We start from the raw sequence: 24,702 nt of genomic DNA, 5'->3' as shown, positions 1-24,702 counted from the left end.
GACGGGGGACGGCAGTCTCCCTTCAGTGGATCGACGCATTCTACCGGGGGACTGCCGCCCCTGGACCCCGCTCAGGATTGGGGGTGGATGGCAGTCTCCCTCCAGAGGATTCCCGCTTCGCACTTCCCCGGCCCTATCCTAGACGGGGGTCCGGGGGTGAAACCCCTGGCGGGCAGTGTGGGGAAGGCAGTTGATCGACGCATTCCACCGGGGGACTACCGCCCCCGGACCCCTGCCATTAGGATAGACGGGGGATGGCAATCTCTTCCTCAGGATCTCTGCTCTGTCTTCCCCGGACTAATCGCAAGAGGGGGTCCGGGGGGCCGTGTCCCCCGGTCGAGATTATGGGGAAGGCGGTTGCTCCGCGCTCCCTTTCACAGGACCGGGCAGATCCCCACACCCCTACCAAAAAAAGATCGGTCCTCAGATCACCGGCGTCCCCGCGCGGATGACGGCGGAGATGCCCTCCATCTCGGCCGCAAGGAGGCGGATGATGTCGTCGACCGTGATGATCCCGGTGAGGGCGCCGTGCTCGTCCACGACAGGGACTCGCCTCACCCCCTTCTTCCGGATCGCTTCCAGCGCCTCATAGAGGCCGGTCGTCCCGGGCAGCACAAGGAGGTCTGCGGTCATCACCGTCCGTGCCGGGATCTGTTTCGGGTCCAGCGCCTGCGCCGTGACCCGCACGGTGATGTCCCGGTCGGTGACGATCCCGACGGGCTTCTTCTTCTCCACGACGACGACGCTCCCCACATTCTGCTCGGCCATGATCGCGGCGACGTCGAAGACCGGCGTCTCCGGCGGGACGCTCACGACCGGCACCTGGCAGCACTCCATCAGTGTCATGTTTCCTCCCCTCTTCGGGCCCTACTGGGGATAGAGGTATATTTGAAGATAGCCCATGCCGATGGCATCAGATGATCGTCCCTGAACCGCGCTGGGATAGAGTCGTGCAGGACCTCGAGGGGACCGTCTTCCTCCTCGGCGCGAGCGACTGCGGCAAGACGACCCTCGCCCGCTGGATCGCCGCACAGAGAGGGGGCGTCGCCTACATCGATGGCGACCCTGGACAGTCGGTCCTCGGCCCGCCCGGCACCCTCGGCCTCTCTCACCCGGACGGGAGGGTCCGCCTGCGGTTCACCGGGGCGTTCTCCCCCTCGCACGCCCTCCTCGCGACCCTCTCCGGCATCAGGCGCCTCCTCGACGCCGCCGTCGCCGAAGGCCCGGAAGTCGTCCTCGTCGACTCCTGCGGGTACATCTGGGGCGACGGGGGCGTGGAGTTCCAGAGGCGGACGATCGAGGTCCTCAGGCCCGACCAGATCGTCGCCATCGGCAGGCAGGCGGAGATCGGCCGCATCCTCGCACCTTTCCCGGCCGTGCAGGTCCACCGCATCCCCCCGGCGCCCGCGGTGCGGCGGCGGTCGCAGGGGGAGAGGCGGCGGTACCGTGCCGAACGGTTCGCCCGCCACATGGAGGATGCGGGGGAGATCGTCGTCGGCAACGAGGTGCGCCGCATCGGCCACGCCCCGACCCCCGGCCACTTCGCCGCCCTCCTCGACGCCGACGGCTGGGTCCTCACCGCCGGTATCGTCGGCGCCGCGGGGCCTGAGGGCGTCACCCTGACGGCGCCGCCGCCCGCACCCGGCGCCCCCGCCTGTCTGGAGGTCGCGGACTTCAGGCCCGACCTGCCGCCCCGCTATCTTCAAGAGGAATGAGGCAGGGAAAGAGGGAAGGATGGCGGCGGTCATCGAGGTTGAGGGTCTCGAACACTCCTTCGGGACAGTGAAGGCGGTGCAGGGGATCAGCTTCACCGTCGAGGAAGGGGAGATCTTCTCCTTCCTCGGGCCGAACGGCGCCGGGAAGAGCACGGTGATCAACGTGCTCACCACCCTCCTCCCCCTCCAGAGAGGGCGGGCCGTGGTGGCCGGGTTCGACGTGGCGGCCGAGCCCGACCGCGTGCGGGAGGCGATCGGGATCGTCTTCCAGGAGGTCACCCTGGACCGCGACATGACGGTCGGCGAGACCCTGGAGTTCCACGGCCGCCTGTACGGCATGGAGACGGAGGAGAGGAGGAGGAGCATCGACGACCTCCTCGCCCTCGTCGACCTGACCGAGAAGAGGGACGTCCTCACCCGCCACCTCTCCGGCGGGATGAAGAGGCGGCTTGAGATCGCCCGCGGCCTCATGACCCGCCCGAAGGTGCTCTTCCTGGACGAACCGACGATCGGTCTCGACCCGCAGACGCGCCGGCGGATCTGGGAGGCGATCCGGGAGGTGAACAGGGCCGGGACGACGATCTTCCTGACCACCCACTACATGGACGAGGCCGACCACCTCTCCGACCGGATCAATCTCGTCGACGGCGGGCGGATCGTCCTCCAGGGCCGACCCATCGACCTGAAAAACGCCCTCGGCCAGGACCTCATCTACCTGGAGACCGCGGAGAGGGACCGTGCCGCGGCCGTCCTCAGGGCGATGCCCGCCGTGAAGGAGGTGCGGGAGAAGGCGAGGGGGGTGCTCCTCATGACGGCCGCGGACGGCACCCGCCTCCTCCCAGGCGTCATGGCGGCGATGGCCGAGGAGGGGATCAGGGTCACGGCGGTGAACATGAAGAAGCCCTCGATGGACGACGTCTTCGTCCACTTCACCGGGCGGGCGCTCGCCGGGGAGACGTAGATGGACCTCCGCTTTCTCACCATCACCTGGCGCGACCTCCTCCGCTTCGTCCGCTTCAAGTCGGTCCTCGTAGCCTCCCTCGTCCAGCCCGCCCTCTGGCTCGCCTTCTTCGGGATCGGGATGGCGAGTTCCTTCGACCGCTTCGCCCCGGCCGCCGCCGCACCGGGCACGACGACAGTCGGGTACCTCACCTTCATGTGCGCCGGGGTGATCGCCCTGACCACGCTCTTCACGAGCCTGTACGGCGGGATCATCTTCCTCTTCGACAAAAACTGGGGCCTCCTCCGGGAGATCGTCGCAAGCCCCCTCCCCCGCGGCAGTATCATCGTCGGCATCGCTCTCTCGGGCGTGACCAAGTCGTACCTCCAGGCAATCGTCATCACCGGTTTCGGCCTCCTCCTCGGCGTCGAGTTCTTCGCGGGTTTCGGCGCGATGGAGACGGTCGCGGCCGTCGCGGGGATGCTCGCCTTCGTCGGCGTCTTCGCCCTCGGTTTCCTCTTCCTCTCCTCGGCGATCGCGGTCACGATGGAGACGCCGGAGGGGTTGCAGGCGGTGATCACCCTGCTCACCCTCCCGATCTTCTTCGCCTCGAACGCCCTGTACCCGACGGCCACCCTGCCCGACGCCCTCAGGGCCCTCGCGGCGGTAAACCCCCTCACCCACCTCATCACCGGCCTCAGGTACTTCGCCATCGGCCCGGACTTCACCGCCCTCGGCGTCCGCTACGTGACGACGGCCGGGGACGTCGCCTTCTCCTTCTGCGTCCTCCTCGTCTTCGCCGCCCTCACCTATCTCCTCGCACGCTGGCGCTTCCGGCAGGTCACGGTGACCTGAGGACGAAGGTTTTTGAGGGGCGAGGGCGACTCTCTCCCCCATGAATACAGAGGAGATAGCGGTCTCCGAGCGGTCGGAAGGGCAGGCGGTCGTCGTCTCCCTGCAGGGGAGGCTCGACGCCGTCTCCTCGTCGGCCGCAGCGGAGGCGCTCGCGGCGGTGACCGTGCGGCACCCCCCCGCCGTGGTGCTCGACCTCGGCGGCCTCACCTACACGAGTTCCTCGGGTCTGCGGGTGATGCTGACGGCACTCAAGGAGATGCGGAAGGGCGGCGGCGACCTCTCCATCGCCGGGCCGCAGCCGAGGGTGCGGGACGTGCTCGTCACCGCGGGGTTCGACCGGATCATCCCCATCCACCCGGACGTCGGCGAGGCCGTGCAGGCGGCGGAAAAAAGGTAAAGATCAGGAATCTGCACATTTTTTTCTGGCGTGCCCGTGCCGGGGGACTGCTCGAAGGTCTTCGACCCCTGGGCAGAGCGGAGATCTGCCGGAACAGGATATTTCCAATATCCTGTATTCTCATGCTCCCTTCGTTCACACAGCGAAGGTCTTCGACCTTCTTGACCTCACTCCATTCGCAGCCACAAGACTCATACTCTGGACAGCGGGCGGATAGAAGACTCGCTAGTTCAGGATTACCCTTCCCCTGCCCTATCCTAAGATCGGGGGTCCGGGGGCGACGAGCGATAGCGAGGAGTCCCCCGGTCTGGATTGAGGGGAAGGCGGTGAAACTATGTCTTCTCTCAGGGAGTTGGGAGACACATCAGCCCGAAAACGAGGATTTACCATGAAAACCACTGAGGTGATTTTCAAAGAACCGCTTGAAACTTCGTTTCACGAGCGATTCTCCAAAGCCGCTATCAGCCAGACCTGAGAGTGAAGCAGAAGGCGGCGCCCTCACCGGGCCTCCCCTCGACACGGTCCTCCACCCTTATCTCGCCGCCGTACCTCTGGACCAGCGTCCCCACGATATAGAGGCCGAGGCCCTGCCCCGGCCGGGAGCGGGTGTACCTGAAGAAACGCTCGAAGACTTTTTTTCTTGCCTCGGGAGGGATGCCGGGGCCGGTGTCGCTGACCCTGACATCGACCCCGCCGTTCTCCGCAGAGACGTCGATCGCGATCCCGACCTCCGCGCCCCCGTGCTTCAGACTGTTGCCGATGAGGTTCTCGAAGATGCGGGGGAGGAGGTCGTCGGCCCTGACGGCGGCCCCGGTCCCCGCGTACGTGACCGACGCACCGGGGAAACCGTCGATGGCAGACCTGATCACCGGGTCGAGGGGCACGGCGCGGAGGGTCGGTTCCTGCTGGCAGGCCCGCAGGACCTGGACCCGGTCGATGATCCCGCAACTCTGCCGGATCCCGGAGAGGCACTTCCCGGCAAAGACCGCCTCTTCCCCGGCGACCTCCTCCCTGAGCATCTCCAGGTAGCCCATCGCCACACTGTTCGCGTTGTTGATGTCGTGCGTCAGCACGTCGAGGTAGAGGTCGGCCTCGGTCCTGGCGGCCGCAAGGTCGTCGGCAAGGGCGGCCTTGTGGATGATGCCGCCGACCTCCCTGCCGATCGCCTCCAGGGTCTCCTTCTCCAGGGGAGAGAAGGAGTGGAAACTGCTGTTTGCGATGGCGAGGGCGCCGATCACCTGTCCTGAGGGGAGGGAGACCGGGACGACCGCGTGGGAATAGACGCCGAGTTCCCCCTCGGCATGGGCGACGCCGAGGTAGACCTCGCCATACCGGGCCCTGCCGTCGGAGAAGATGCTGGACCAGTCGTCCCCGTCGCCGCCGACAGCTATGGCGTCGGGGAAGTAGAGACGGTACAGTCCGGCGTCGGCGCGCCGCGCGGCCGAGGCCCCGCCTTTCTCGACGAAGTAGACCGCCCCGGCATCGAAGTCGAGGAGGGCGACGGTCTTCTCCACCACCGCCGCCAGCGTCTCCTGGAGGGAGGTCGGCGCGGTGGCGGCCCTCATGATGCCGACGAGGACGGCAAGACGGCACCCGCCCTGCCCTGTATCCCTGTCGGGGACGAGGGCGACGACGACATGGCCACCCGGCCCCGGCACCACCCGCCCCTTCACCGCGAAACAGTCCGGGCCGACGCAGAGGGTGGCGGAGGCGGCGCCCTCTTCCCGCACATGCGCGAGGAATGCGGCGACGTCCGGCGAAGAGAGCAGGTCGTCCGGCACCGACGAAAAGATCGGGTTCGCCCGGATGACGCGGCCGTCCCGGTCGATCACGCCGACAGGCAGGGGGAGGGCCCGCAATATGGCTGCGGGTTCGGGGTACTCGATAACCATAGCTTCAGAAGACCTCTCCGGCAGGGACAATAAAAATATGGGATTGTATGAGATGACCGGGGCCGTCACCCCCCCATCGCGGGGGGCACGGGCGGCGGGGTGGTCACCACCGGCGGGGGCACGCTCGACTCACCGAGGACGACAGAACCCGCACGGGTGCAGTCGGGAAGGTCGGTCAGGACGACCGAGAGTTCGGAGATCGTGGCCAGGGTCTCGCCGAAGCGCACCGTCCTCTCCACCCGCCCGTCCCATGACGGTTCGTGGGCGATGGTCCCGATATGGTCGATGCCCTCCCCTTCGAAGACGGTAAAGACGTACGCCCCGTTCCAGGGAGAGGAAGAGACAGGATAATTCTGTCCGTGGTCGAAGACAGGGAGGACCAGGACGCCGCGTCTTTCGTCGAAGAAGAAGGCTTTGTGGTCCTCGAGGGCCGGCGACCCGGTCATCTGGCCGCCGATGACAGCGGTGTCCACGACAGTCGGGGCCGAGACATTGCCGACGTCGAAGAGGGCGACCTTCAGGCCGCCGGTGACGGTGCCGCCCCACTCATTCACCGCCGTCTCCCTGCCGACGCCGATGAGGCAGTGGTCGCCGCAGGGGTGGAGGTACTCCGAGTACCCCGGTATCTTCAGGGCGCCGAGGACGGCGGGTTTCGTCCCGGAGAGGTCGATGACGAAGAGGGGGTCGACCTGCCTGAATGTGACCAGGTAGAGGCGGTCGCCGATGAAGCGGGCCGCGTAGATCCGCTCGCCCGGCGCGATCCCTTCGAGGGCGCCCCGCACCCCCATATCCCTGTCGAGGAGGTAGACCCCGCTCGTGCTGTTGTTCTGGAAAGAGGTTGTCGCCACCCTGAGGGTGTCGCCCGCCTCGTCCATCGAGAACTGGTTCTTCACCGTGCCGTTGATCATGCCGGTCGCCGCATAGGCGGCGCCGCCGGGCGCAAGGGCGAAGCGGTGGACGACCGACTTCCCGCCGGGAGCGTCATAGTAGGCGAGGTACAGGTTCGTCGCCGAGACGTACATCGTCCCGCCGTCGCCGAGGAGGAAGGAGACCGCCGACGCTTCGCGGCCGCCCGCCACCGGGAAGGAGGCGAGGGTGTGGAAGGTGTAGTATCTCTGGGGGACGGGCGGGGTGTAGATCGAGGGACGGACGCCCCCGGCCTCGGGCAGGGGATAGACGGGCGGGTCGGGACGCTCCGCGGTCATGAGCCAGACCACGCCGTCGATGAGCCGCGCACCCTCGTAGGCCCCGGTGACGGTGACGGTGTCGATGAGACGGGGGTTCGCCCGGTCTTCCACCGACCAGATCTTTGCGGCGGTCACCTCCCTGTGCACCGGCACCGGCGCCGCGCTCCCCTCCGGGGTGACCATGTCGTCCTCCGTCTTCACGGTGAAGACGACAAGACGGTCGCCGTCGAGGAAGAGCGCCCGCGGCCACCCGTCCACCGCCGCACGGCCGACGACCTCAGCCTCGCCGGGCGGGACGGCGCGGACGATGACGAACTCGCCCTCCCGCAGGATATAGAGGTACTCGTCGTCGTTCTTGACGACGTCGGCCTCGTCCACCCCGGCCACCTGCACGTTCGTCGAGGAAGAGTCGACAGCACCGCCGGCCGTCGGGGCCATCGTGGGGGCAAGGGTCCGGGCCGCCTCTCCCGGCGCCGTATCGGGTGCGACGCCGTCCACGTACCCGCCCGGCGGGGACGTCGCCGCATGCTCTTTCAGGAAATCGATCACGTCACTGTCGGAGGAGAAAGTGCGCAGGCCGCTTTCGTCCACCCCTCCCCCCGCGTCGGGGAGGAAGAGGGCGAGGCCCCAGACGAGAACGATCAGCAGGGCCCCGGCAAGGGGCAGGAGTATCCACCGGTCCATGAGGGATCATGGGCACGGCATTATATATCGAGATCGATAACTGCGGATATTTTCGCACTCTTCCCGCCTCATTCGGGCTTTCTGAAGAGGACGATGCGGTTCGTGTTCGTCCCGCCGGCATTGTTCGCGATCCCCCAGATATTCGAGGTCTTGGTGAAGGCCTGACTGTTCACCATGATCCCCTCGGGAGCAAAACCGGCCGAGGCGCCGAGGGGGACGACATGCTCGTCCAGGGCGACGCGGCCGTGCCGCACCTCGCCGACCTCGAAGGCGACCCGGCCGCCCGGCCGCGTCACCCTGAAGAGTTCGGCAAAGACCCGGCCCATCACCGCCTGCCACTCCTCCACAGTCCGCGCCGTCGTGATCCCGGCCCCGACCTCCTCCGCGTCCAGGCCGTTGAACCAGCACCGCAGCCAGTTGTCCTTCGCATACTGGACGATGTCCAGGAAGGGCGGCGAGGTGACGGTGAGGGCGACGGAAGCGTCCGGGATCGCGGGCGTCTCGTCGGCCCTGCCCGTGAGGAAGAGGGCGTCGGTCCCGGCGGACCTGAGGGCAGCCGTCTCCTCTGGAGAGACCCGCGTCAGGAGTTGCTGAGACTTTTTCAGGATGAGGGCGTGAGTGTCGCGGTACTCCGGTTTCTGGCCCCTCTTCTCGTTGATCCGCCTCTGGCTCTCCGGCGAGACCGCCTGATTCGGCGGGAGGGTGTAGACCGAGAAGAACCCCTTCGAGTGGCCGGTGAGGCGGTTCGTCGCCACCATCCTGATCCATCTGTCGACGGCGTCCTCGTCCTCCTTCCGGCCGAGGAGGTACCGCCGCAGGGCAACGATCTCGGCCCGCGTCTTCGGGTGGTAGAACATCGAGAGGTCGGTGCCGGCCCGCCCGCCCCGACTCCGCGGGATCTCGTCGAGCCTTTCGGCGACCTCGCCGGGGTCGGGGGGCGAGAGGCGCGGCCGTGCGAGGACCGCACTCAGGGGGTTGATGTCGTTTGCGATCACCCGCCGCCCCATGAGGGCCGCCTCGATTGCGGTCGTGCCCCGGCCGCTGAAGGGGTCATAGACGACGTCCCCGGCCCGCGTAAAGAGGTCGATGAAAAAGTGGGGGAGTTGCGGTTTGAAACACGCCCGGTACGAGACCTCGTGGATCGAGGAGGCCTGACGCTGCCGCGCCGTCCAGAACTCGTTTCGATAGCGCGGTACCTCGGTCCCGCCGCAGCGAACAGTGTCCCGGCAGGTCGGACTCCCGTCGGCGGCGACAAAGTTCCCGATAGAGTCGTCGAGGGAGGGGGGCATCAGAGTGATATCACTCCTGAACAGTCTTAATCTTTCCATCAGGGAATGATCTCACAGCCATTGAAGCGTTCGTAGGAGAAGTCGGAGACGGCGATCCTCCCCTCCGCGATGAGCCCCCGTACCTCGGGAAGCGCCGCCGTCAGGGCGTCGTGGAGGTTCTGCACCGTCCTGCAGACAAGCCGCCGCCCTTCCTCGGGCCAGGGGAGGAGGATGTTCGAGTACAGGCACCGCCCTCCGCAGAAACTCCTGAGGCTACAGGACGTGCAGGGGGTGCCGACATGGACGACAGGGAGGTCGTGGGGGACGGTGGAGGAGATGTGCCCGAGGTACCAGTCCTTCATCCCGACCATGCAGGGGCAGGGGATGACGGTCCCGTCTGTCATGATCGTGTAGTTCGCGTAGCCGCAGCCGCAGCGGAGGCGGCTTCCCTGCCCGAGGAGGAGGTCTTCCATGCACCCCAGGAAGGGGTACCAGCGGGGCACCCGCCCTTCGTCGCGCATCGCCGCCACCCATCTCCCGACAAGGCGGCGTATGCCCGGGTTGTACGACTCCGCCATCCAGGCGGCAAAGTCACGCCCCGAGTAGTCGCCCCAGAAGTTGGCGTCGATCTGCCAGTGGACGGAGTCACAGTCCGGGAGGCCGGCAAGGTGGAGGACCGCCTCCTCGATATCGGTGTCCTCGGCGACGGTCATCCTTGCGATGAGTTCGCCCGCATACCCGCCGGCACGGATCGCCCGCACATTCTTCATCACCCGCGCATAGACCCCGGCGCCGCGGTGGGCGTCGGTGAGGGCCGCGGGGCCGTCGACGGAGACCAGTATCGTCGAGAAGCGGTTGACCAGGTCGGGGCCGAGACGGTCGAGGAGGAGGCCGTTGGTCTGGACCATGAACCGGCAGGCGGGAGGGGCATGGCCCATGACCTCCTCGATCAGGTCAGGGCGCAACGACGGTTCGCCGCCGTAGAAGGTGAGGGTCGGCGACGGGTCTTCTGAGAGGAAGCGGTAGAGATCGGAAAGGTCGAGGGAGAGGTCGGGGGGCACGTCCTCGTCGACCGCCACCTCGCGCCCGCAGGGGTCCATCTCCTGAAAGTCCCTGGCACGGCAGTACGAACAGCAGAGGTTGCAGGCGTCGGTAAGAATGAGGTGGTAGTACATCGCTCTCTTACATTTTGGGTGGGAGGGCGATAAACCTCCCGGTATTCCGCGAAAAAGGGATAGGACTGAGGAGCGAGCGATCCCAAAACATTATATACGTGACATGCACCTGAGAGACCATGGACATGTACAGGTGCACGAAGTGCGGGTTTGTCTATAACCCGGCAAGCGGGGACCACACGCAGAACATCCCGCCGAAAACGCCTTTTGAAAATCTTCCCGACGACTGGATCTGCCCGCGGTGCGGGGTGGGCAAGACGTTCTTCGTCCGCGTCGAATAGAATGGAACGCGAAGAAGGGCGCATCGCCTGCATCGACATGGAGTTCGGGCACGTCTACGGGACGCACCGCGGCGTCGTCATGCCCATCGAAGTCGGTGCGGTGGTCTACGGCCGGGACGATGACAGACCCGTGTTTGCCGGCAGGACTTTTGCATACGACATCGAGGTCGAGGTCTGGCAGAACAGGGTCGGCCCCCTCGGGGTGCGGACAGGCGTCGAGACGAGCGTCGCAAATCCGGGAAAGGGACGGGACGGCATGCCGTACGACCCCTCCCACCGCCTCGGCGGCAGGGGGTGGCGGCGGGCGCGAGAGGTGGCGGCCGCGTCTTTCACCGACCTGGGGGATTTTATGAGAGATCTCTGCGACGAGGACGAGATCTCGCGTTTCGCTTTTTTTGCGCGGGGCATGGAGTCGAAGGCCCTTGCACGGGCGGGTTTCGACCTTTCAGGATACCGCTGCACCGACCTCCAGCACGAGGTCAGGGCGGCTCTCGGCATGAGAGACGTCCTCTCCCTCGACCGCGCCTCCTGTATCATCGATTTCGCCCACACACAGGGGGAGATCCTCTCCCGCCACTACCGGTACCCGGTGCCCGAGGTCTATGACGGCAGGATCAGTCCGCACACGGCGGTCGGGGACGCTTCCCGGATCTTCCTGCTCGCACGGGAGTTTTATGCCGAGACGGACGGGTTTCTCACGGCGGCCGGGGAATATTTCTCCGAGTGCGCCGCGGTGGCGGCGAAAAATCCGGACGGGCGATAAAAAAAGGGAGAGGGGATCAGGCGACCTTCAGCGTCAGCGAGAAGGTCTTCTCGGTCCCGGTCGTGTTCTCCCAGGGGCGCTTGGAGACAGCGGAGAAGGTCTGGTTCCCCGCAGCGTCGGCACGCACAAGCCAGAGGTGGGTGCCGCCCACGCCGACCATGCCCTCGGCGTGGGGGTCAATGGTGTAGGTGTCGTTCAGGAGGGTCAGGCCCGCGGAGAGGGTCGCGTTCCAGAGGTACCCGGTCGTCGGGTTCTCTCTCAGGCTGATCCCGACGATGTCGCCCTTCGTGGCGTTGACCGCGGTCCCGTTCGCCGTCTCGTTGTAAGATCCCATTGCCGCACGGTAGACCGCCCACTCGTCGGCCTCGGTGCCGTTGCCGAAGATGCAGACGCCGTACTCGTTGCCGGCCGCGTCCTTCCTGATCTCATAGCCGTAGCCCTGCTCCTGGCACCAGGCCGCGGCCGGGTTGGGCATGCCGATGACTGTCTCCGTCGGCGTGACAGGGGCGGTCGTGTTCACCGGCACCGGGGTGGTCGTGTTCGTCTGTGCCGGCCCCGTCGTGGTGCAGCCCGCACCAAGGATGCAGGCGCAGCACAGGAGGGCGAGGGCGCCCAGAATGATGTATCGTACCATACAGGAAAATGGACGCCATGAGAGATAAATCATACGAAAACTACGACGATTTTCGTCGGTACCTGCCGGAATAGGTCGGCATCGGGGGTCACGACAACAGAGAGGATTTTTTTCCGAAGGGACGCACCATAGATGCGGTATTTTTCGATGCCATAACCAGGAATTATAGATACCATTATATACGACACACAATAATTATCACCCTAATGGCTCCCCCCACCGACAGGCAGATCCGCGTCCTTGTTGTGGACGACGATCCCGCCCTCCTGAACGTGATCGGACTCTTTCTGGAAAGTACCGGAGAGATCATTACTACCCTCGCTCACAGAGGCGGCGAGGCCCTGGACCGGATAGAGAGCGAGCACTTTGACGTCTGCGTTTCCGATCTGGAGATGCCCGGGATGGACGGCATAAGACTCCTGAAAGAGGTCAGGTACCGCGGGATGGACCTGCCCTGTATCCTGATCACCGGAAGCGGGCACGGCGACGTGACCGCCCGCGCCCGAACGGCAGGAGTGAACCGGGTCATCCGGAAGGTAGGAGAGGGAGACAATTTTTTCCAGAAACTGATCGAGGCGGTCAGGGCGGCGGCGGGAAGGGGAGAGAAAGAACACCCCTTCCCGGAAGGTCGCAGGGAGCGCTCCCTGAGCGTCCACGCGTAAGGCCCCCTGTCGGCGACCCTCGCCGTCAACGCCGACCGGTATCTCTTTGTGCTCCCCGTCAAAAGAGAGCCTGACCATGGCACACAGGTCCCTCCTCACCTATCGCGTCGAATACGTCCCCGGGGCCGGGCGGATCGAGATCCTCCCGGGAACCAGCCGGGACGTCGTCGCCCGGGCGCCCCGCGGCACACCGGCGGAGACGGTCCTCGCCGCCGTCAGGGAGCACGCGGTGTCCGTCCTCCATGACCCCCCCGCGGGTTTCTTCAGGGTGCAGGGGCGTCTGGTCCCTTTTTTTGTCGAGTTTCGCCCGCGCTGCCGGACCGTGACCGTCGGTCACGGCGACGGCGGGTGCGTCGTCGTGAAGGCGCCGCACGGGACGGCACGGCACGAGATCGACGCCGCCCTCCGCGCCTGCGAGGCCCGGATCCTGCGGACGCCGGAAAACCCGCGGGGCGAGGAGCACGCCGCCCTCCGCACCGGCGGCACGACAGTCCCGTACGTGATCATCTACCGCCCGCGGGCGGTCAACCTCACCCTCAGGGTCCTGCCCGACAACACGGTCCGCGTCACCGCGCCGGCCGCGGCGTCGAAGGAGACGGTCCGTTCATTTGTCGCATCGCACGCCACGTACATCCATGAGACGGTCACCACCCCCGGGAGAACGCCGGCGCGCCCGGTCGAGTACAGGGACGGCGGGACGCTCCTTCTCTTCGGAAAAGAGACGACTATCAGGGCGGTCCCGGCATGCGGGAGGGGCGAGGCCTCGCTCGAAGGCGACCTCCTCCTTGTCCCCGACGACCACCCGGTCAGGGAGACGGTCTCCGCATATCTCAGGACGACCACACTGGCCGCGGTGAACCGCTCTCTCCCCCGGTATGCCGCCGCACTCGGGGTGACTGTCCCGCCGGTCAGGGTCCGCTGCATGAAGACCTTCTGGGGGAACTGCATCCCGGACTCGCGGATCGTCTTCAACGAGCGCCTTGCAATGGTCCCCTCCGACCTCATCGAGTACGTCGTCGCCCACGAACTCTGCCACATCCGCCACCCCCATCACCAGAGGACCTTCTACGACGCCCTCAGGGAGGTCATGCCGGACGCGGACGCCAGAAAGGCTCGACTGAAGAGATATCACCCAGAATGGGCAAAAGTCGGGCCTTTCTGATCCTGTTCCCGGCGAGGACGGCAGACCGGGATCATTATCTCATGTCAGGCCTCGCTCTCTCGTCAACGGCAGAAATTTCACCCGGCACCTGCCTGCCTGCTCTGTCTGGTCGCACGGAACACCCGGCCGACCATCCCCTGCGGATCTCTGCGGCAGCGAGGCCGCCCCGCTTTCACGGGAAACGGGGTGCTCCGGAGTGCGGCGTTCGTGTCCGCAGCATGTCGGGATACGGGGTTGGTCCAGCGGGGAAGGAGCGGTTCTCCCCGTGCAGAGGAGATAGGCTCGTTCTTCGGCCTTGAAGTCTCCCGGGTCAGGAACAAGACGACGACACTGAAAGGTTTCCTCCCCGTACAGCCGCAGGACTGAGAGACGATCAACAAAAGGTATCAACCTGGAGAACCGAGTACTCAGGAGACCACACCACCATGATCGTCATCGGCATCGACCCCGGAATTGGGAGAACAGGCTACGGCGTCCTCAGCACCGGCGGCCGCTTTCCGACGCCGCTGACCTTCGGCTGCATCGAGACCGGCGGCGACTGCAGACCCTCGGAACGGCTGCTTGAGGTCTACGAGAGAGTCTGCGGCCTCTTCGACGAGTACGAACCCGCATGGGCCGTCCTGGAAAAACTGTTCTTCTCCAGGAACGTCACCACGGCGATGCGTGTCAGCGAGGCGCGAGGCGTCCTCCTCCTCGCCGCGGAGCAGCGCGGGATCCCGATCGCCGAGTACACCCCCAACCAGATCAAACAGGCGGTCACCGGGTCAGGGCGTGCCGACAAACATCAGGTACAGGAGATGATGCGCAGGCTTCTCCGCCTGGAGGAGGTGCCGAAGCCCGACGATGCCGCCGACGGCCTCGCCATCGCCCTCTGCCACATCAATATGGTGCAATTACGATGATAGCCCACCTCTCTGGAGAAGTGACGTCCACCGGCGACCGGTGGGTGGTGATCGAGGTCGGCGGCGTCGGGTACAGGGTGCAGGTGACCAGGCCGGCGCTGGAGGACCTCAAGCAGGCGCAGGGCCGCGTCAGGGTCTATACCCACATGGTGGTCCGCGACGACGAGATCCAGCTCTTCGGCTTTCTCCAGCAGCGTGAGCTGGAACTCTTCACGGTCCTGATCGGGGTCGCAGGCATCGGTCCCAAGAACGCCATGAACATCCTCTCCGGGATCTCGTTCGAGGAGTTCGCCCTTGCAATCCTCGACGACGACGAGAAGACGCTCACCCGGATCCCCGGGATCGGGCAGAAGAGCGCGAAACGCCTGATCCTTGAGTTGAAAGAAAAGATGAAGACGTGTGCGGATACCCTCTCCCTCGGCAGGCGCTCTGCCGAGGCCTCAGACGCGGCGAGCGCCCTCATATCGCTCGGGTTTTCGCCGCAAGAGGCAGAGGAGGCGGTCGACGCGGTCCTGCCAGGCCTGCCTGATCCGACTGTGCAGGGCCTGATCCGCGCCGCACTTGCCTGCCTCCGGGAGCGCTGAGCACCATGAAGGAACGCATCCCTTCCCCCGCCGCCCTCAGCGAAGAGCCCGACGACGCCGCCATCAGGCCGGCGCGCTTCGACGAGTTCGTAGGTCAGCCGCAGATCAAAGAGGCCCTCTCCATCGCCATCGCCGCCGCAAAAAAGCGCGGGGAGTCCCTCGACCACGTCCTCTTCTCCGGCCCTCCGGGGCTCGGGAAGACGACGCTCGCCCAGATCATCGCACACGAGATGGGGGCCGGGATCAGGAGCACCTCCGGGCCGGTGCTGGAGAGGCCCGGTGACCTTGCCGCACAGTTGACGGCGCTTTCACGCGGCGACGTCCTCTTCATCGACGAGATCCATCGCTTGAACCCGGTGGTCGAGGAGATCCTCTACCCGGCGATGGAGGACTCCTGCATCGACGTGATGATCGGCGAGGGGCCGGGCGCACGATCGGTCCCGCTCCCGCTTGAAGCCTTCACCCTGGTGGGGGCGACGACGAAGGTCGGGATGCTCGGGTCTCCTCTCAGGGACAGGTTCGGTTTCATCTTCCGTCTCACTCTCTATGAGGTCGACGACCTGGTCAGGATCGTGGAGCGAAGCGCTGCGATCATGCAGACGCCGATCACCCCGGAGGGGGCGCGTGAGATCGCACAGCGGAGCCGCGGGACGCCGAGGATCGCCAACCGCCTCCTCAAGCGCGTGCGGGACTTTGCCCTGGTGAAGGGCGACGGTCGCATCGACGGGGAGACGGCGGACCGCGCCCTGACCATGCTCGGCATCGACCGTCTGGGCCTTGACGACCTTGACCGGCGGATCCTCTCGGTGATCGCGGACGATTTCGGCGGCGGGCCGGTGGGCGTGAAGACGATCGCCATCTCGGTCGGCGAGGAGGTGCGGACTGTCGAGGAGGTCTACGAGCCGTATCTGATCAGGATCGGGTTTGTCAAGCGGACGCCGCAGGGCCGGGAGACGACCGGGGCGGCGCGGCGGCACCTCGACGCCGCCTGAAACGGTCCGCACGGACGGAGAGGGGAGACTCATCCCCTTGATATAGAGAGAGGTCACACCTTTTCTCCATGGTACAGTGCAACGCGTCCCACATCCTTGTCGGGAGCATGGCAGAGGCACAGGAACTGATCGAGCGGATACGGTCGGGCGAGGACTTCGAGGCTCTGGCACGGAAGCATTCGTCCTGCCCGTCAGGGAAAGAAGGCGGGAAACTCGGCTGGTTCGGGAAGGGGCAGATGGTCCCGCCCTTCGAGAAGGCCTGTTTCGCGGCGAAGGAAGGAGAGGTCGTCGGCCCGGTGAAGACCCAGTTCGGCTGGCATGTCATCCGCCTCAACGGCAGGAAATAATCTTTTTTTTTGGCTCTGTAGAAACCCTTGCGTGAAAGTACTTCCTGACGTGATAGGGGAAAAAATTCTGTTCAGACGTGCCTGGTCCCGGGGGGCTGCCGCCCCCCATACCCCCTGCCATTACGATAGGGGCAGGGATGGCCTCCTCCTCCTCCAGGACTCCGACCCTTTCTTCCCGGGACCAATCCTCGCGCGGGGGTCCGGGGGCAAAAGTCCCCCGGCGAATGGGAAGGGGAAGGCAGAGGATCAGCACGCACTATCAACCGATGGAGGAGGATTTCTACAGAGCCCTTTTTTTCGTGTGTGCGGTTCGGGCGAGTCGTTCGTTTCCGGGTCGATTGTATTTCTCAGATACCATAGAGAGACGGGGGGCCCGCTGTCTATCTCCTACGGGTGCTGGGGGAATGCCGATCCACCGCCTTCCCCATAATCCAGGCTGGGGGACTACGCCCCCAGACCCCCGCTCAGGATAGAGCCGGGGAAGAGAGAACGGAGATACTGATGGGGAGAGTGCCCTCTTCCTATCGCAATAGCGGAGATCCGGCAATCCCCTTCCTTCGAATAGAATCCTGTTCGCTCTTCCCGGGGCCAATCGTAGGTCGGGGGACCGGGGGCGTAGTCCCCCGGCGCAGGACGCCGATCAACCGCCTTCCCCACACCCTGGACTGGGGGACTGACGCCCCCAGACCCCCGATCTAAGATAGGGCCGGGGAAGACAGACCAGAGATCCCGAGGAGGGAAATACCCATCCCACCCTATCCTGATGATGAGGGGTGCGAGCGTTAGCGAGCATGAGAAGACAAAGTCTTCGAGGGCGGAGGGAGGGAGCGATAGCGACCTTGAGAAAATCTTTGATTTCCGAGTGAAACCCCCCGGCAGAGGCCGCCGATAAACCACCTTCCCCCGTAGTGTCCGCCGGAGCCCTCACGAAAAGCCGATATATTTCACCGCCCCTCGACCGCCCCGCCCCTCTCCCGCCGCCCGGCCACGACGAAGAGGAGAGCGACGGCGACGGCGAGGAGGGCGGGGGCGAAGAATCCCGCGGCATAGCCGGCGCTCCCGATGACGATGCCCGCGACCAGGGGGCCGGAGGCGTGGCCGATGTCCATGATCGAACTGAAGGCGCCGACAGAGGCGCCGAGTTCCTGCCGCGTCGCGATGTCGGCGACATACGCCCCTGTCGAGACGGTGACGAGAGAGATTGCAAGACCGAAGCCGACGACGACCGCGGTCACGACTGGCGCCGCGGCGGTGAGGGGGACGGCGGCGATACAGGCGGCGACGGCGAGGAGGCCGAGCACGATCTGCGTCCGCCGCCCTGTCCTGTCGGAGACCGCCCCGAAGAAAGGTTTGGAGAGGGCGATCGCGAGGACCTGGAGGGCGAAGAGGAGGCCGATAAGGTACGCAGGCGTCCCGGCTGCGACGAGGTACAGGGGGAGCCAGGTTTCGAAGATGCCGAAGGCGAAGTAGGTCGCCATCTCGACGAGGGCCGTCGAGAGGAGGAGACGGTTCTTCCCGAAGGAGGCGAGGCTCTCCCCGAAGGAGCGGAGGGAGACGGCCCCGCCCGCGGCCGGTGGCGCCTCCTGGCCGGCGTCGATGCGGAGTACGAGGAGGAGGACGGGGACCGCGGCAAGGAAGGCGGCGAGATAGACCAGGCGATAGGGGAGGAGACCGGTCGACGCCGCAAAGGCCGAGAGGACGATCCCGCCGAGGAGAGGGGCGGCCGTCCTCCCGACGAGGGTGGCCGAGGAGTAGAGGCCGCTCATCTCCCCCTTCCGATCAGGGTAACGGGAATAGATGATCATCGCGGCGACAGGCCCGAGGATGGCGGTCGCGAGGCCGTGGAAGAACCGCACCGGCACGAGCCAGAGCGGGTCGGCGACCAGGAGGTACAGCAGGGGGGCGGAGAGGAAGACGAGCCCCGACGCGGTGAGGAGACGCTTTGGCCCGATGCGGTCGGCCATCACCCCGACAGGGAAGGAGAAGAGGATGCCGGCTGCGGGGGAGACGGCGGCGATGAGGCCGATCATCGCCTCGTCCGCGCCGAGGGCGCTGGAGAAGAGGGGGAGCACCGGGTTCTTCGAGATGGTCGTGGAGAAAATCGCGAAGAACCCGACGACTGAGAGGTACGTGATAAGGGAGGGCCATCTCCGGCCCTGTACGGTCTGCTGCGCCACCATTTGTCACCAGGATACAGGAGAATGTACCTTGATGCCCTAACAACCTATCCCACCCCTTCGTGGGCTATATACATATAACGGCAGGTGTAAAATGGAATCATGGACCTTACCGCCATTCTTTCCATACTCCCCATCTTCGGATTTGTCTATGCCCTTCTCCTTGCACCGACCCTCGTGCTCCTCTGGCGCAGCGGGCGGATGATGCGGAGGAGGGGACTGCCCCTGCTCGTCGTCGCCGCCCTCCTCGGTTTCGTGGCCTTCGCCCCCATGGCGCCGTACCAACTTCAACTTGTCATCGCCGGCGACAACACGATTCTCGGAGATCTCCTTCCTGTCATCCTCGGCGGCCTCTCCGTCTTCTTTGTCGCGGCCCTTGCCGGTGGCAGGACCTTCTGCGGGCACCTCTGCCCTATCGGCGCCGTCCAGGAGATCCTCTCCCTCGCGGGCCACGCACGGGTCGGACGCACCAGGAAGACGGAGACGATGGCCGTCCGTTTTGCGGTGCTCGCCGTCATCCTCATTGCAGGCGTCGTCTTCTCCGTCAATGTCCTCGGCCTTCTCGGGCTCCAGGACTTCTTCCTCCTGAACGTCGCCTCTGTCTCCTTCTTCGTCTTCGCCGCCCTGATGCTCCTCGCCGTCGCGGTGTACAGGCCTTTCTGCCGCCTCATCTGTCCGTACGGGGTGGTGCTCGCCCTCGCCGCGGCGAAGGCGCAGTACAGGTTCAGGCGGACAGACCTCTGCATCGCGTGCGGGAAGTGCGAGCGCGCCTGCCCGGTCGACGAGGCGAAAGAGGGAGACCTGAAGGCCGAGTGCTACATGTGCGGCAGGTGCGCCGAGGTCTGCCCGGTGGATGGGGCCCTCCGCTACTCCCGGCGGTGACTCCTCCTTCAGGGCTTTTTCTCGTCCTTCACCCTGTACTCGGCGTCATAGACCTGCTCGCCGCCACCCGACGGCGCCGCTGCCGCGGCCTGGTAGATCGTCGTCCCGGCCTCCTGGAGGACGGCCCTGAGCCTCTCGGTCGCCGCCTTCACCGCGTCCATCTCCTTCCCGGCAAGGGCGCCCTTCAGGTCGGCGACCGCCGCCGCCACCCTCTCCTTCTGGTCGGCCCCCATCTTCTCGCCGAGATCGGCGAGGGTCTTCTCCGCCGCATAGACGAGGGAGTCGGCCTCGTTCCGCGTCTGCGCCTCCTCGACCCTCCTCCTGTCCTCGTCCTCGAACGTCTCCGCCTCCTTCACCATCCTGTCCACCTCGGACCCGGAGAGTTTCGTCGGGGCGGTGACCGTCATCTTCTGCTCTCTTCCGGTGCCGAGGTCCTTCGCCGAGACATTCAGGATCCCCGAGGCGTCGATGTCGAAACTGACCTCGACCTGCGGGACGCCCCGCGGCGCCGGCACGATGCCGACCAGGTTGAACTGGCCGAGACTCGTGTTGTCCGGCGCCATCGGCCTCTCCCCCTGGAGGACGTTGATCGTCACCGAGGTCTGGAGGTCGGCGGCGGTCGTGAAGACCTGCTTCGCCCGCGTCGGGATGGTGGTGTTCCGCGGGATCAGGGCGGTCCTGACCCGGCCGAGAGTCTCGATGCCCAGCGTGAGGGGCGTGACGTCCAGGAGGACCATGTCGGTGATCTCGCCGCCCAGGATCGCCCCCTGGATAGCCGCGCCGATGGCGACGCACTCCATCGGGTCGACGCCCCTCTCCGGTTTCCTGCCGGTGCGCTCCTCGACGAAGCGCTGGACGGCGGGCATCCGCGTCGGCCCGCCGACCAGGATCACCTTCCCGATCTCCTCTTTCGAGACTTTCGCATCGCTGAGCGCCTGCTCGAAGGGGGCGGCGCACCTCTCGATGATGGGCGAGACCAGGTGCTCGAGTGTCGCCCGGCCGATCTTCATCACCAGGTGTTTCGGGCCGTCGGGGCCGCCGGAGATGAACGGGAGGTTGATCTCGGCCTCCTGCACGTTCGAGAGTTCGATCTTCGCCTTCTCGGCCGCCTCCCGCAGGCGCTGGAGCGCGGTCGGGTCCTTCCTGAGGTCGATGCCCTCCTGCTTCCTGAACTCCTCCGCGATCCAGTCGACGACGGCGGCGTCCATGTCTGTGCCGCCGAGGGCCGTGTCGCCCGCGGTGGCGAGCACCCGAAACGTCCCCTCGCCGAACTCCATCACCGTGACGTCCAGGGTGCCGCCGCCGAAGTCGAAGACCAGGATCTTCTGCTCGCCCCCGCGGTCCAGGCCGTAGGCCATGGCGGCGGCGGTGGGTTCGTTGATGAGGCGCACCACCTCGAGGCCTGCGATGGTGCCCGCGTCCTTCGTCGCCGTCCTCTGGTTGTCGTTGAAGTAGGCCGGGACGGTGATCACGGCCTTCGCGACCTTCTCGCCCAGGAATGCCTCGGCGTCACGCTTGATCTTCTGGAGGAGGAAAGCGGAGACCTGCTGGGGCGTGTACTCCTTCCCCCTGATGCGGTAGACGTGGTCTGTCCCCATCTTCCTCTTCGCCGCCATCACCGTGCCCTCGGGATTGGTGACGACCTGCCGCCGCGCCGGTTCGCCGACGAGCATCTGCCCCTCCTTCGTGAAGGCGACGTACGACGGGAACATCTTGCCCGCATAGGTCGCCCCTTCCGCGGACGGCACGATCGCCGGTTTTCCGCCGACCATCACCGCCGCCTGGCTGTTCGATGTCCCGAGATCTATCCCGATGATCTTCTCCTTCGTCATCTCTCTCCCCCGTGATGATGGGCAGGTGCGCCCGCGGCAGATAAGGGTTGCTGATCAGGGAGACGCCCGCCGATACAGGGGGCCCTCCTGCACGGCCTCGCCGAGGGCGACCAGGTCGGCGAGGGCGGCGACGAGTTCTTCTGCACCGGCCCGGATATCGTAGCGCTCCTCCAGTGCGGCGGCGACCTCCGCAAGCGTGGCAGGCCTTTCGGGCAGGACCTTCCCGGCGAAGCCGACCAGGTCCTCGTGCGCCGCCCAGGGATAGGTCACCCACCGCCAGTCGCCGACGTACCCCGCGTAGTAGTCGGGCAGGACGGCGGAGGTGCGTTTGTGGTGGAGGACGGCGGTCCTGACCTCGCGGGGCGAAAATCCTTCCACGTATCCGGTCGCGAGGCTGAGGGTCTCCCCGGTGTCGGTGACGTCGTCGACGATCAGGACGGCGAGGCCCGCGACGTCGGCGGCGAGGGGGTAGCGGATCACTGCCTCCTCCTTTTTTTCGGCGCCGGGCCCCCAGTGCTTGATCGTGATGCCTGTCATGGCGCCGATGAGGAGGGAGTCGCAGACGATGCGGGCCGGGACGTACCCGCCCCGGCCGATGGCGACCACCACGTCCGGGCGGTAACCCGAGGCTTTGATCTTTTCGGCGAGGAGGCGGGAGAGGCGGGCGGCCCTCTCCCACCCGACCATTTCGCAGCGGAAGGTCGCGGGGATCATCTCTCCCCCCAGGGGGCCGGGGGATATAAAAGGTGGGGGAGGGTGCCGGCGGCGGGACCTATGTCTTGAGCAGATCGGTGAGGATGTTTTTCGCCAGAGCCTCCTTTTTTTTCACAAGAGCCTCTTTCTCTTCGCCCGCGGGGAGAGAGGCGATCGTCGCGTCGAGTTCGTCCACCTTTTTGCGGCAGGTGTAGTCGTTGTAGAGTTTGATCCCCTCGGCCAGGAGTTCGAACGATTCGGTCTGTCTGTCGGCGATGCCGAAAAACCGGGAGAGAACAGCCGCACTCGCCGCGGTCGGTGCAAAGGCGGAGAGTTCGTCGTGGGGCGTACCGTCGAGGCTGACAACGATATAGGGGACGTCGCCGGCATAGGGTTTGCCCGCCATATCGACGACCCGGCCCCTTCCGTCGACATGATACTCCGTCAAAAAGGTCTCGTCGTAGCGGTCGACGTTTTCATCCGAGATCAGGGCGAAACCCGAAGGGGCCGGGACACTTCCGGGCAGCCAGATATCGAGGGGCTCGGATGCAGAAAATTCGGGGTTGCGGTCGAATGCCATCTCTCCCGCAGATCCGATCAGGTTCGTGACCACGCCGGCTGAAAACAGATAGGTGGAGTACGGCAGGAACACCGGGATCGCCGCCGCCGTGCTCATCAAAACCCCGAACTTCTCGAAGACCGCTTTCGGGAAGTCGTCGAAGACGATAGTCAGGTCAAGAGTCAGGGACGGTTCGACGAGAGCGGGGGAGTAAAAGACGACGGGAGTGCCGATATCTGAGGCCGAAGGGCGGGACAGGCGTTTTTTCCGGGAGATGCCCCCCGTCAGGTAATTCATGGCGCGAGGTCTGGCGTCGTAGGTGAAGGGACTCCTGACAGCCGAGGTCACGAGCATGTCCGACTGATCTCCAAAGATTTTTTTCGGGTACCTGCCGGTGTAGACCTCCCTGATCATGATGGAAAGAGGTTTTCCCATCCCGATCGACTGGAACGGAACGATCTCACCTGTTGCGGGTCGGCCGGGCGCAACCGCGTTTTCCGCCGTGAGGTCCCCCGTGGAGAAGCGGATGGACCGCGTGCTTTTTTTCAGCGAGAGGTCTTTGTAAAATTCGGTCAACTCACCGGAGTCCAGTTTCTCATAGAATTCATTTCTGGTTACAATCGCATCTCCCTGCGCGTAATAGAGCATGAGCGATCACCTCAGGAGTCACGATATAATTGCCGATATATAGAGGTATCAATTTTGTTTTCGCCGGTGACGATCCTGATGGAAAACCGCGTGGAACGCCGCACGTCTGAAGGTGAGTTCACCGGGTTCATCTCCTGTGGCTCTGCGTCGTGGTACAATCCATAGCACAAAAATGGTGGGATCAGGGAGACCGAAACCGAACCGGTGCTCCATCACCGTGTCAGGACAGTTCAATCGTTTGCGACTTTCCCGCTCTTGACCGCCTGCGGAAGAGCGTGCTTCGCCCGGATCATCGCGAGAAGATACGGCAGGGCGAGCACGAACGCCACGCATCCGAACATGAGGAAGAGATTGCCGTATGTCACGGCAATGGCGGTGACCGACGCTATGGCGAGAGTGGAAGCGAACTGGCCGATGTTCAGGGCCACCGAGAACCCGCCGCTTGCCCTGCCGAGAAACTGTCTCGGCGTGACCGCGGCGATCCAGGTCAGGATCGTCGGCATCAGAATACCGTTGCCAAAACCGATACAGATCACCGCGAACGCGACGGCGGCAAGCGACGTGGCCAGGCCGAGACTGCAGTACCCGATGCCAAAGAGGAGAAACGTAAGCGCGAGGATCGTGTACCGGTGGAATCTCCAGGCAAGTCTCCCATAAAAGAGACCCATGAAAGATGCGGCACAGCCCATGATCCCCAGAAACACCCCGCTGGTAAGCGCGGTGTTCTCGCCCAGGACTCGTGCTGCATCCATACCTGCAATGAAGTACGGGAACTTTATCGGCATCAGGAAGAAGAGCATACTCCCGAGAAACAGAGTACTATATCCTGCGAGAAGGGGCGCGACCGGGAACTTTTCATCGGACGCCACCGTGTTCCTTCCAATGCTCGGAAGAACGGGTTCTTTCATCGTGAGAAGAACGCCTGCGAGAATGACAACGCCGACCAGGTAGATCAGGAAAGCCGCACGCCAGGAAATACCGGCGAGTAATCCCCCGCTCACTTCAAGGATCAAGACCCCGATACCCATTGCGGCCGCCTGATAGCCGAGAACTCTGGTGCGGGTCGCTCCCTCGTAATAGCAGACGATCAGAGAGGATGTCGTGCAGGTGATACCGGCGATGCCGATCCCGAGAATGAATCTGCCGACCAGTATCGCGTACAGGGAGGTGAGATAAAATCCCGAACTCCCCGCAATGGTGAAGATCGCAACGGAAGCGACAAGGACCGGGATTTTGCCGATTCTATCCGAGAGAGCGCCGATGAAAACGCCGGTGAGGGCGATTGCAAGCGCGGGGAGCGTGACGATCAGGGCGACGGCGGCGTCCGACGCATCGGGAAACGCCTCGCTGATGAGAGGCAGCGCTGGCGCAATGGCCGCCCCGCCCATGAGTATCAGCATGGCTGCGAGCATGAGAAAAAGAAATGTCCATTTCGTTGGTGTAAACGGTCTTGGAAACATGCTCTATCAGG

The 24,702-nt window shown here is 65.1% G+C and carries 25 protein-coding genes; 14 read left to right on the top strand and 11 right to left on the bottom strand.

The features are described 5' to 3' along the window. Nucleotides 1-423: 423 nt before the first annotated feature. On the bottom strand, nucleotides 424-846 hold the full coding sequence (locus MEFOE_RS04605) for a CBS domain-containing protein (RefSeq protein WP_067048977.1): 423 nt from the start codon (nucleotides 844-846) through the stop codon (nucleotides 424-426). Between the two features lie 71 nt (nucleotides 847-917). On the opposite strand from MEFOE_RS04605, the gene MEFOE_RS04600 reads away from it, so the two are divergent. From MEFOE_RS04600 to MEFOE_RS04585, 4 genes are read left to right on the top strand one after another with little or no spacing between them, the layout of a single operon-like run. Beyond that, nucleotides 918-1,715: a Clp1/GlmU family protein gene (locus tag MEFOE_RS04600; protein WP_067048974.1), complete on the top strand. Its 798-nt coding sequence runs from the start codon at nucleotides 918-920 to the stop codon at nucleotides 1,713-1,715. Between the two features lie 19 nt (nucleotides 1,716-1,734). Further along, nucleotides 1,735-2,676: an ATP-binding cassette domain-containing protein gene (locus MEFOE_RS04595; protein WP_067048972.1), complete on the top strand. Its 942-nt coding sequence runs from the start codon at nucleotides 1,735-1,737 to the stop codon at nucleotides 2,674-2,676. Next, on the top strand, nucleotides 2,677-3,510 hold the full coding sequence (locus MEFOE_RS04590; RefSeq protein WP_067048968.1) for an ABC transporter permease: 834 nt from the start codon (nucleotides 2,677-2,679) through the stop codon (nucleotides 3,508-3,510). It begins immediately after the preceding gene. Between the two features lie 40 nt (nucleotides 3,511-3,550). Then, on the top strand, nucleotides 3,551-3,907 hold the full coding sequence (locus MEFOE_RS04585; RefSeq protein WP_067048964.1) for an STAS domain-containing protein: 357 nt from the start codon (nucleotides 3,551-3,553) through the stop codon (nucleotides 3,905-3,907). A 461-nt stretch (nucleotides 3,908-4,368) separates the two neighbouring features. On the opposite strand, the gene MEFOE_RS04580 is transcribed toward MEFOE_RS04585, so the two are convergent. From MEFOE_RS04580 to MEFOE_RS04565, 4 genes are all read right to left on the bottom strand, one after another. Next, a complete protein-coding gene (locus tag MEFOE_RS04580; RefSeq protein ID WP_067048961.1) occupies nucleotides 4,369-5,799 on the bottom strand; it encodes a GAF domain-containing sensor histidine kinase in 1,431 nt (476 codons plus the stop codon). 65 nt (nucleotides 5,800-5,864) lie between these two features. Beyond that, complete coding sequence (locus MEFOE_RS04575; RefSeq protein ID WP_067048958.1) at nucleotides 5,865-7,670, bottom strand: beta-propeller domain-containing protein; 1,806 nt, start codon at nucleotides 7,668-7,670, stop codon at nucleotides 5,865-5,867. Between the two features lie 68 nt (nucleotides 7,671-7,738). Then, a complete protein-coding gene (locus MEFOE_RS04570; protein ID WP_083523338.1) occupies nucleotides 7,739-8,998 on the bottom strand; it encodes a DNA methyltransferase in 1,260 nt (419 codons plus the stop codon). Continuing rightward, nucleotides 8,998-10,113 carry a TIGR04084 family radical SAM/SPASM domain-containing protein gene (locus MEFOE_RS04565; protein WP_067048953.1) on the bottom strand — a complete coding sequence of 372 codons (1,116 nt, stop codon included), beginning with the start codon at nucleotides 10,111-10,113 and terminating at the stop codon, nucleotides 8,998-9,000. The genes MEFOE_RS04570 and MEFOE_RS04565 overlap by 1 nt, the downstream gene beginning before the upstream one ends. A 119-nt stretch (nucleotides 10,114-10,232) precedes the next feature. Here MEFOE_RS04565 and MEFOE_RS04560 point away from each other — a divergent pair, with 119 nt between their 5' ends. Next, nucleotides 10,233-10,394 carry a rubredoxin gene (locus tag MEFOE_RS04560; protein WP_067048950.1) on the top strand — a complete coding sequence of 54 codons (162 nt, stop codon included), beginning with the start codon at nucleotides 10,233-10,235 and terminating at the stop codon, nucleotides 10,392-10,394. 1 nt (nucleotide 10,395) lies between these two features. Beyond that, on the top strand, nucleotides 10,396-11,157 hold the full coding sequence (locus MEFOE_RS04555) for a hypothetical protein (protein WP_067048947.1): 762 nt from the start codon (nucleotides 10,396-10,398) through the stop codon (nucleotides 11,155-11,157). A gap of 16 nt (nucleotides 11,158-11,173) precedes the next feature. Here the strand turns inward: MEFOE_RS04555 and MEFOE_RS04550 are convergent, their stop codons facing one another. Then, on the bottom strand, nucleotides 11,174-11,791 hold the full coding sequence (locus MEFOE_RS04550) for a protease inhibitor I42 family protein (protein ID WP_067048944.1): 618 nt from the start codon (nucleotides 11,789-11,791) through the stop codon (nucleotides 11,174-11,176). 206 nt (nucleotides 11,792-11,997) lie between these two features. Between MEFOE_RS04550 and MEFOE_RS04545 the strand changes: the two genes are divergently transcribed. The 7 genes from MEFOE_RS04545 (at nucleotide 11,998) to MEFOE_RS04520 (ending at nucleotide 16,440) form a co-directional block, all read left to right on the top strand. Further along, a complete protein-coding gene (locus MEFOE_RS04545; protein ID WP_067048941.1) occupies nucleotides 11,998-12,453 on the top strand; it encodes a response regulator in 456 nt (151 codons plus the stop codon). Nucleotides 12,454-12,529: 76 nt separating this feature from the next. Then, complete coding sequence (locus tag MEFOE_RS04540; protein WP_067048938.1) at nucleotides 12,530-13,615, top strand: M48 family metallopeptidase; 1,086 nt, start codon at nucleotides 12,530-12,532, stop codon at nucleotides 13,613-13,615. 207 nt (nucleotides 13,616-13,822) lie between these two features. Then, nucleotides 13,823-13,981: a hypothetical protein gene (locus tag MEFOE_RS13960; protein WP_160329490.1), complete on the top strand. Its 159-nt coding sequence runs from the start codon at nucleotides 13,823-13,825 to the stop codon at nucleotides 13,979-13,981. A 59-nt stretch (nucleotides 13,982-14,040) separates the two neighbouring features. Further along, nucleotides 14,041-14,517, top strand: a complete 477-nt coding sequence (gene ruvC, locus MEFOE_RS04535) for a crossover junction endodeoxyribonuclease RuvC (RefSeq protein ID WP_067048935.1) — start codon at nucleotides 14,041-14,043, stop codon at nucleotides 14,515-14,517. After that, nucleotides 14,514-15,101 carry a Holliday junction branch migration protein RuvA gene (gene ruvA, locus MEFOE_RS04530; protein ID WP_067048932.1) on the top strand — a complete coding sequence of 196 codons (588 nt, stop codon included), beginning with the start codon at nucleotides 14,514-14,516 and terminating at the stop codon, nucleotides 15,099-15,101. The genes ruvC and ruvA overlap by 4 nt, the downstream gene beginning before the upstream one ends. A gap of 5 nt (nucleotides 15,102-15,106) precedes the next feature. Further along, nucleotides 15,107-16,093, top strand: a complete 987-nt coding sequence (gene ruvB / locus MEFOE_RS04525; RefSeq protein WP_067048930.1) for a Holliday junction branch migration DNA helicase RuvB — start codon at nucleotides 15,107-15,109, stop codon at nucleotides 16,091-16,093. 68 nt (nucleotides 16,094-16,161) lie between these two features. Then, a complete protein-coding gene (locus MEFOE_RS04520) occupies nucleotides 16,162-16,440 on the top strand; it encodes a peptidylprolyl isomerase (protein WP_067048927.1) in 279 nt (92 codons plus the stop codon). 944 nt (nucleotides 16,441-17,384) lie between these two features. Here the strand turns inward: MEFOE_RS04520 and MEFOE_RS04515 are convergent. Then, the gene (locus MEFOE_RS04515; protein WP_067048924.1) at nucleotides 17,385-18,620 is read right to left on the bottom strand and encodes an MFS transporter; all 1,236 of its coding nucleotides are present in this window, start codon (nucleotides 18,618-18,620) and stop codon (nucleotides 17,385-17,387) included. A 99-nt stretch (nucleotides 18,621-18,719) separates the two neighbouring features. On the opposite strand from MEFOE_RS04515, the gene MEFOE_RS04510 reads away from it, so the two are divergent. After that, on the top strand, nucleotides 18,720-19,499 hold the full coding sequence (locus MEFOE_RS04510; RefSeq protein ID WP_067048920.1) for a 4Fe-4S binding protein: 780 nt from the start codon (nucleotides 18,720-18,722) through the stop codon (nucleotides 19,497-19,499). 8 nt (nucleotides 19,500-19,507) lie between these two features. On the opposite strand, the gene dnaK is transcribed toward MEFOE_RS04510, so the two are convergent. The 4 genes from dnaK to MEFOE_RS04490 form a co-directional block, all read right to left on the bottom strand. Next, the gene (gene dnaK / locus MEFOE_RS04505) at nucleotides 19,508-21,331 is read right to left on the bottom strand and encodes a molecular chaperone DnaK (protein WP_067048917.1); all 1,824 of its coding nucleotides are present in this window, start codon (nucleotides 21,329-21,331) and stop codon (nucleotides 19,508-19,510) included. A gap of 54 nt (nucleotides 21,332-21,385) precedes the next feature. After that, nucleotides 21,386-22,045 (bottom strand): phosphoribosyltransferase, encoded by a 660-nt coding sequence (locus tag MEFOE_RS04500; protein ID WP_067048914.1) that lies wholly within the window; start codon nucleotides 22,043-22,045, stop codon nucleotides 21,386-21,388. Between the two features lie 58 nt (nucleotides 22,046-22,103). After that, entirely contained in the window at nucleotides 22,104-23,231 is a 1,128-nt protein-coding gene (locus tag MEFOE_RS04495) for a hypothetical protein (RefSeq protein WP_067048911.1), read from the bottom strand. Between the two features lie 230 nt (nucleotides 23,232-23,461). Then, the gene (locus tag MEFOE_RS04490; RefSeq protein WP_268872611.1) at nucleotides 23,462-24,643 is read right to left on the bottom strand and encodes an MFS transporter; all 1,182 of its coding nucleotides are present in this window, start codon (nucleotides 24,641-24,643) and stop codon (nucleotides 23,462-23,464) included. Nucleotides 24,644-24,702 lie beyond the last annotated feature (59 nt).

Source organism: Methanofollis ethanolicus (assembly GCF_001571385.1).
Classification (GTDB): Archaea; Halobacteriota; Methanomicrobia; order Methanomicrobiales; family Methanofollaceae; genus Methanofollis; species Methanofollis ethanolicus.
This window is presented reverse-complemented; position numbering and strand designations above follow the sequence as displayed.

Bases quoted from the DNA above. Each gene is read 5' to 3' on its own strand.
- MEFOE_RS04605 (WP_067048977.1), bottom strand. From the start codon at position 846: ATGACACTGATGGAGTGCTGCCAGGTGCCGGTCGTGAGCGTCCCGCCG.
- MEFOE_RS04600 (WP_067048974.1), top strand. From the start codon at position 918: ATGATCGTCCCTGAACCGCGCTGGGATAGAGTCGTGCAGGACCTCGAG.
- MEFOE_RS04595 (WP_067048972.1), top strand. From the start codon at position 1,735: ATGGCGGCGGTCATCGAGGTTGAGGGTCTCGAACACTCCTTCGGGACA.
- MEFOE_RS04590 (WP_067048968.1), top strand. From the start codon at position 2,677: ATGGACCTCCGCTTTCTCACCATCACCTGGCGCGACCTCCTCCGCTTC.
- MEFOE_RS04585 (WP_067048964.1), top strand. From the start codon at position 3,551: ATGAATACAGAGGAGATAGCGGTCTCCGAGCGGTCGGAAGGGCAGGCG.
- MEFOE_RS04580 (WP_067048961.1), bottom strand. From the start codon at position 5,799: ATGGTTATCGAGTACCCCGAACCCGCAGCCATATTGCGGGCCCTCCCC.
- MEFOE_RS04575 (WP_067048958.1), bottom strand. From the start codon at position 7,670: ATGGACCGGTGGATACTCCTGCCCCTTGCCGGGGCCCTGCTGATCGTT.
- MEFOE_RS04570 (WP_083523338.1), bottom strand. From the start codon at position 8,998: ATGGAAAGATTAAGACTGTTCAGGAGTGATATCACTCTGATGCCCCCC.
- MEFOE_RS04565 (WP_067048953.1), bottom strand. From the start codon at position 10,113: ATGTACTACCACCTCATTCTTACCGACGCCTGCAACCTCTGCTGTTCG.
- MEFOE_RS04560 (WP_067048950.1), top strand. From the start codon at position 10,233: ATGGACATGTACAGGTGCACGAAGTGCGGGTTTGTCTATAACCCGGCA.
- MEFOE_RS04555 (WP_067048947.1), top strand. From the start codon at position 10,396: ATGGAACGCGAAGAAGGGCGCATCGCCTGCATCGACATGGAGTTCGGG.
- MEFOE_RS04550 (WP_067048944.1), bottom strand. From the start codon at position 11,791: ATGGTACGATACATCATTCTGGGCGCCCTCGCCCTCCTGTGCTGCGCC.
- MEFOE_RS04545 (WP_067048941.1), top strand. From the start codon at position 11,998: ATGGCTCCCCCCACCGACAGGCAGATCCGCGTCCTTGTTGTGGACGAC.
- MEFOE_RS04540 (WP_067048938.1), top strand. From the start codon at position 12,530: ATGGCACACAGGTCCCTCCTCACCTATCGCGTCGAATACGTCCCCGGG.
- ruvC (WP_067048935.1), top strand. From the start codon at position 14,041: ATGATCGTCATCGGCATCGACCCCGGAATTGGGAGAACAGGCTACGGC.
- ruvA (WP_067048932.1), top strand. From the start codon at position 14,514: ATGATAGCCCACCTCTCTGGAGAAGTGACGTCCACCGGCGACCGGTGG.
- ruvB (WP_067048930.1), top strand. From the start codon at position 15,107: ATGAAGGAACGCATCCCTTCCCCCGCCGCCCTCAGCGAAGAGCCCGAC.
- MEFOE_RS04520 (WP_067048927.1), top strand. From the start codon at position 16,162: ATGGTACAGTGCAACGCGTCCCACATCCTTGTCGGGAGCATGGCAGAG.
- MEFOE_RS04515 (WP_067048924.1), bottom strand. From the start codon at position 18,620: ATGGTGGCGCAGCAGACCGTACAGGGCCGGAGATGGCCCTCCCTTATC.
- MEFOE_RS04510 (WP_067048920.1), top strand. From the start codon at position 18,720: ATGGACCTTACCGCCATTCTTTCCATACTCCCCATCTTCGGATTTGTC.
- dnaK (WP_067048917.1), bottom strand. From the start codon at position 21,331: ATGACGAAGGAGAAGATCATCGGGATAGATCTCGGGACATCGAACAGC.
- MEFOE_RS04500 (WP_067048914.1), bottom strand. From the start codon at position 22,045: ATGATCCCCGCGACCTTCCGCTGCGAAATGGTCGGGTGGGAGAGGGCC.
- MEFOE_RS04495 (WP_067048911.1), bottom strand. From the start codon at position 23,231: ATGCTCTATTACGCGCAGGGAGATGCGATTGTAACCAGAAATGAATTC.
- MEFOE_RS04490 (WP_268872611.1), bottom strand. From the start codon at position 24,643: ATGCTCGCAGCCATGCTGATACTCATGGGCGGGGCGGCCATTGCGCCA.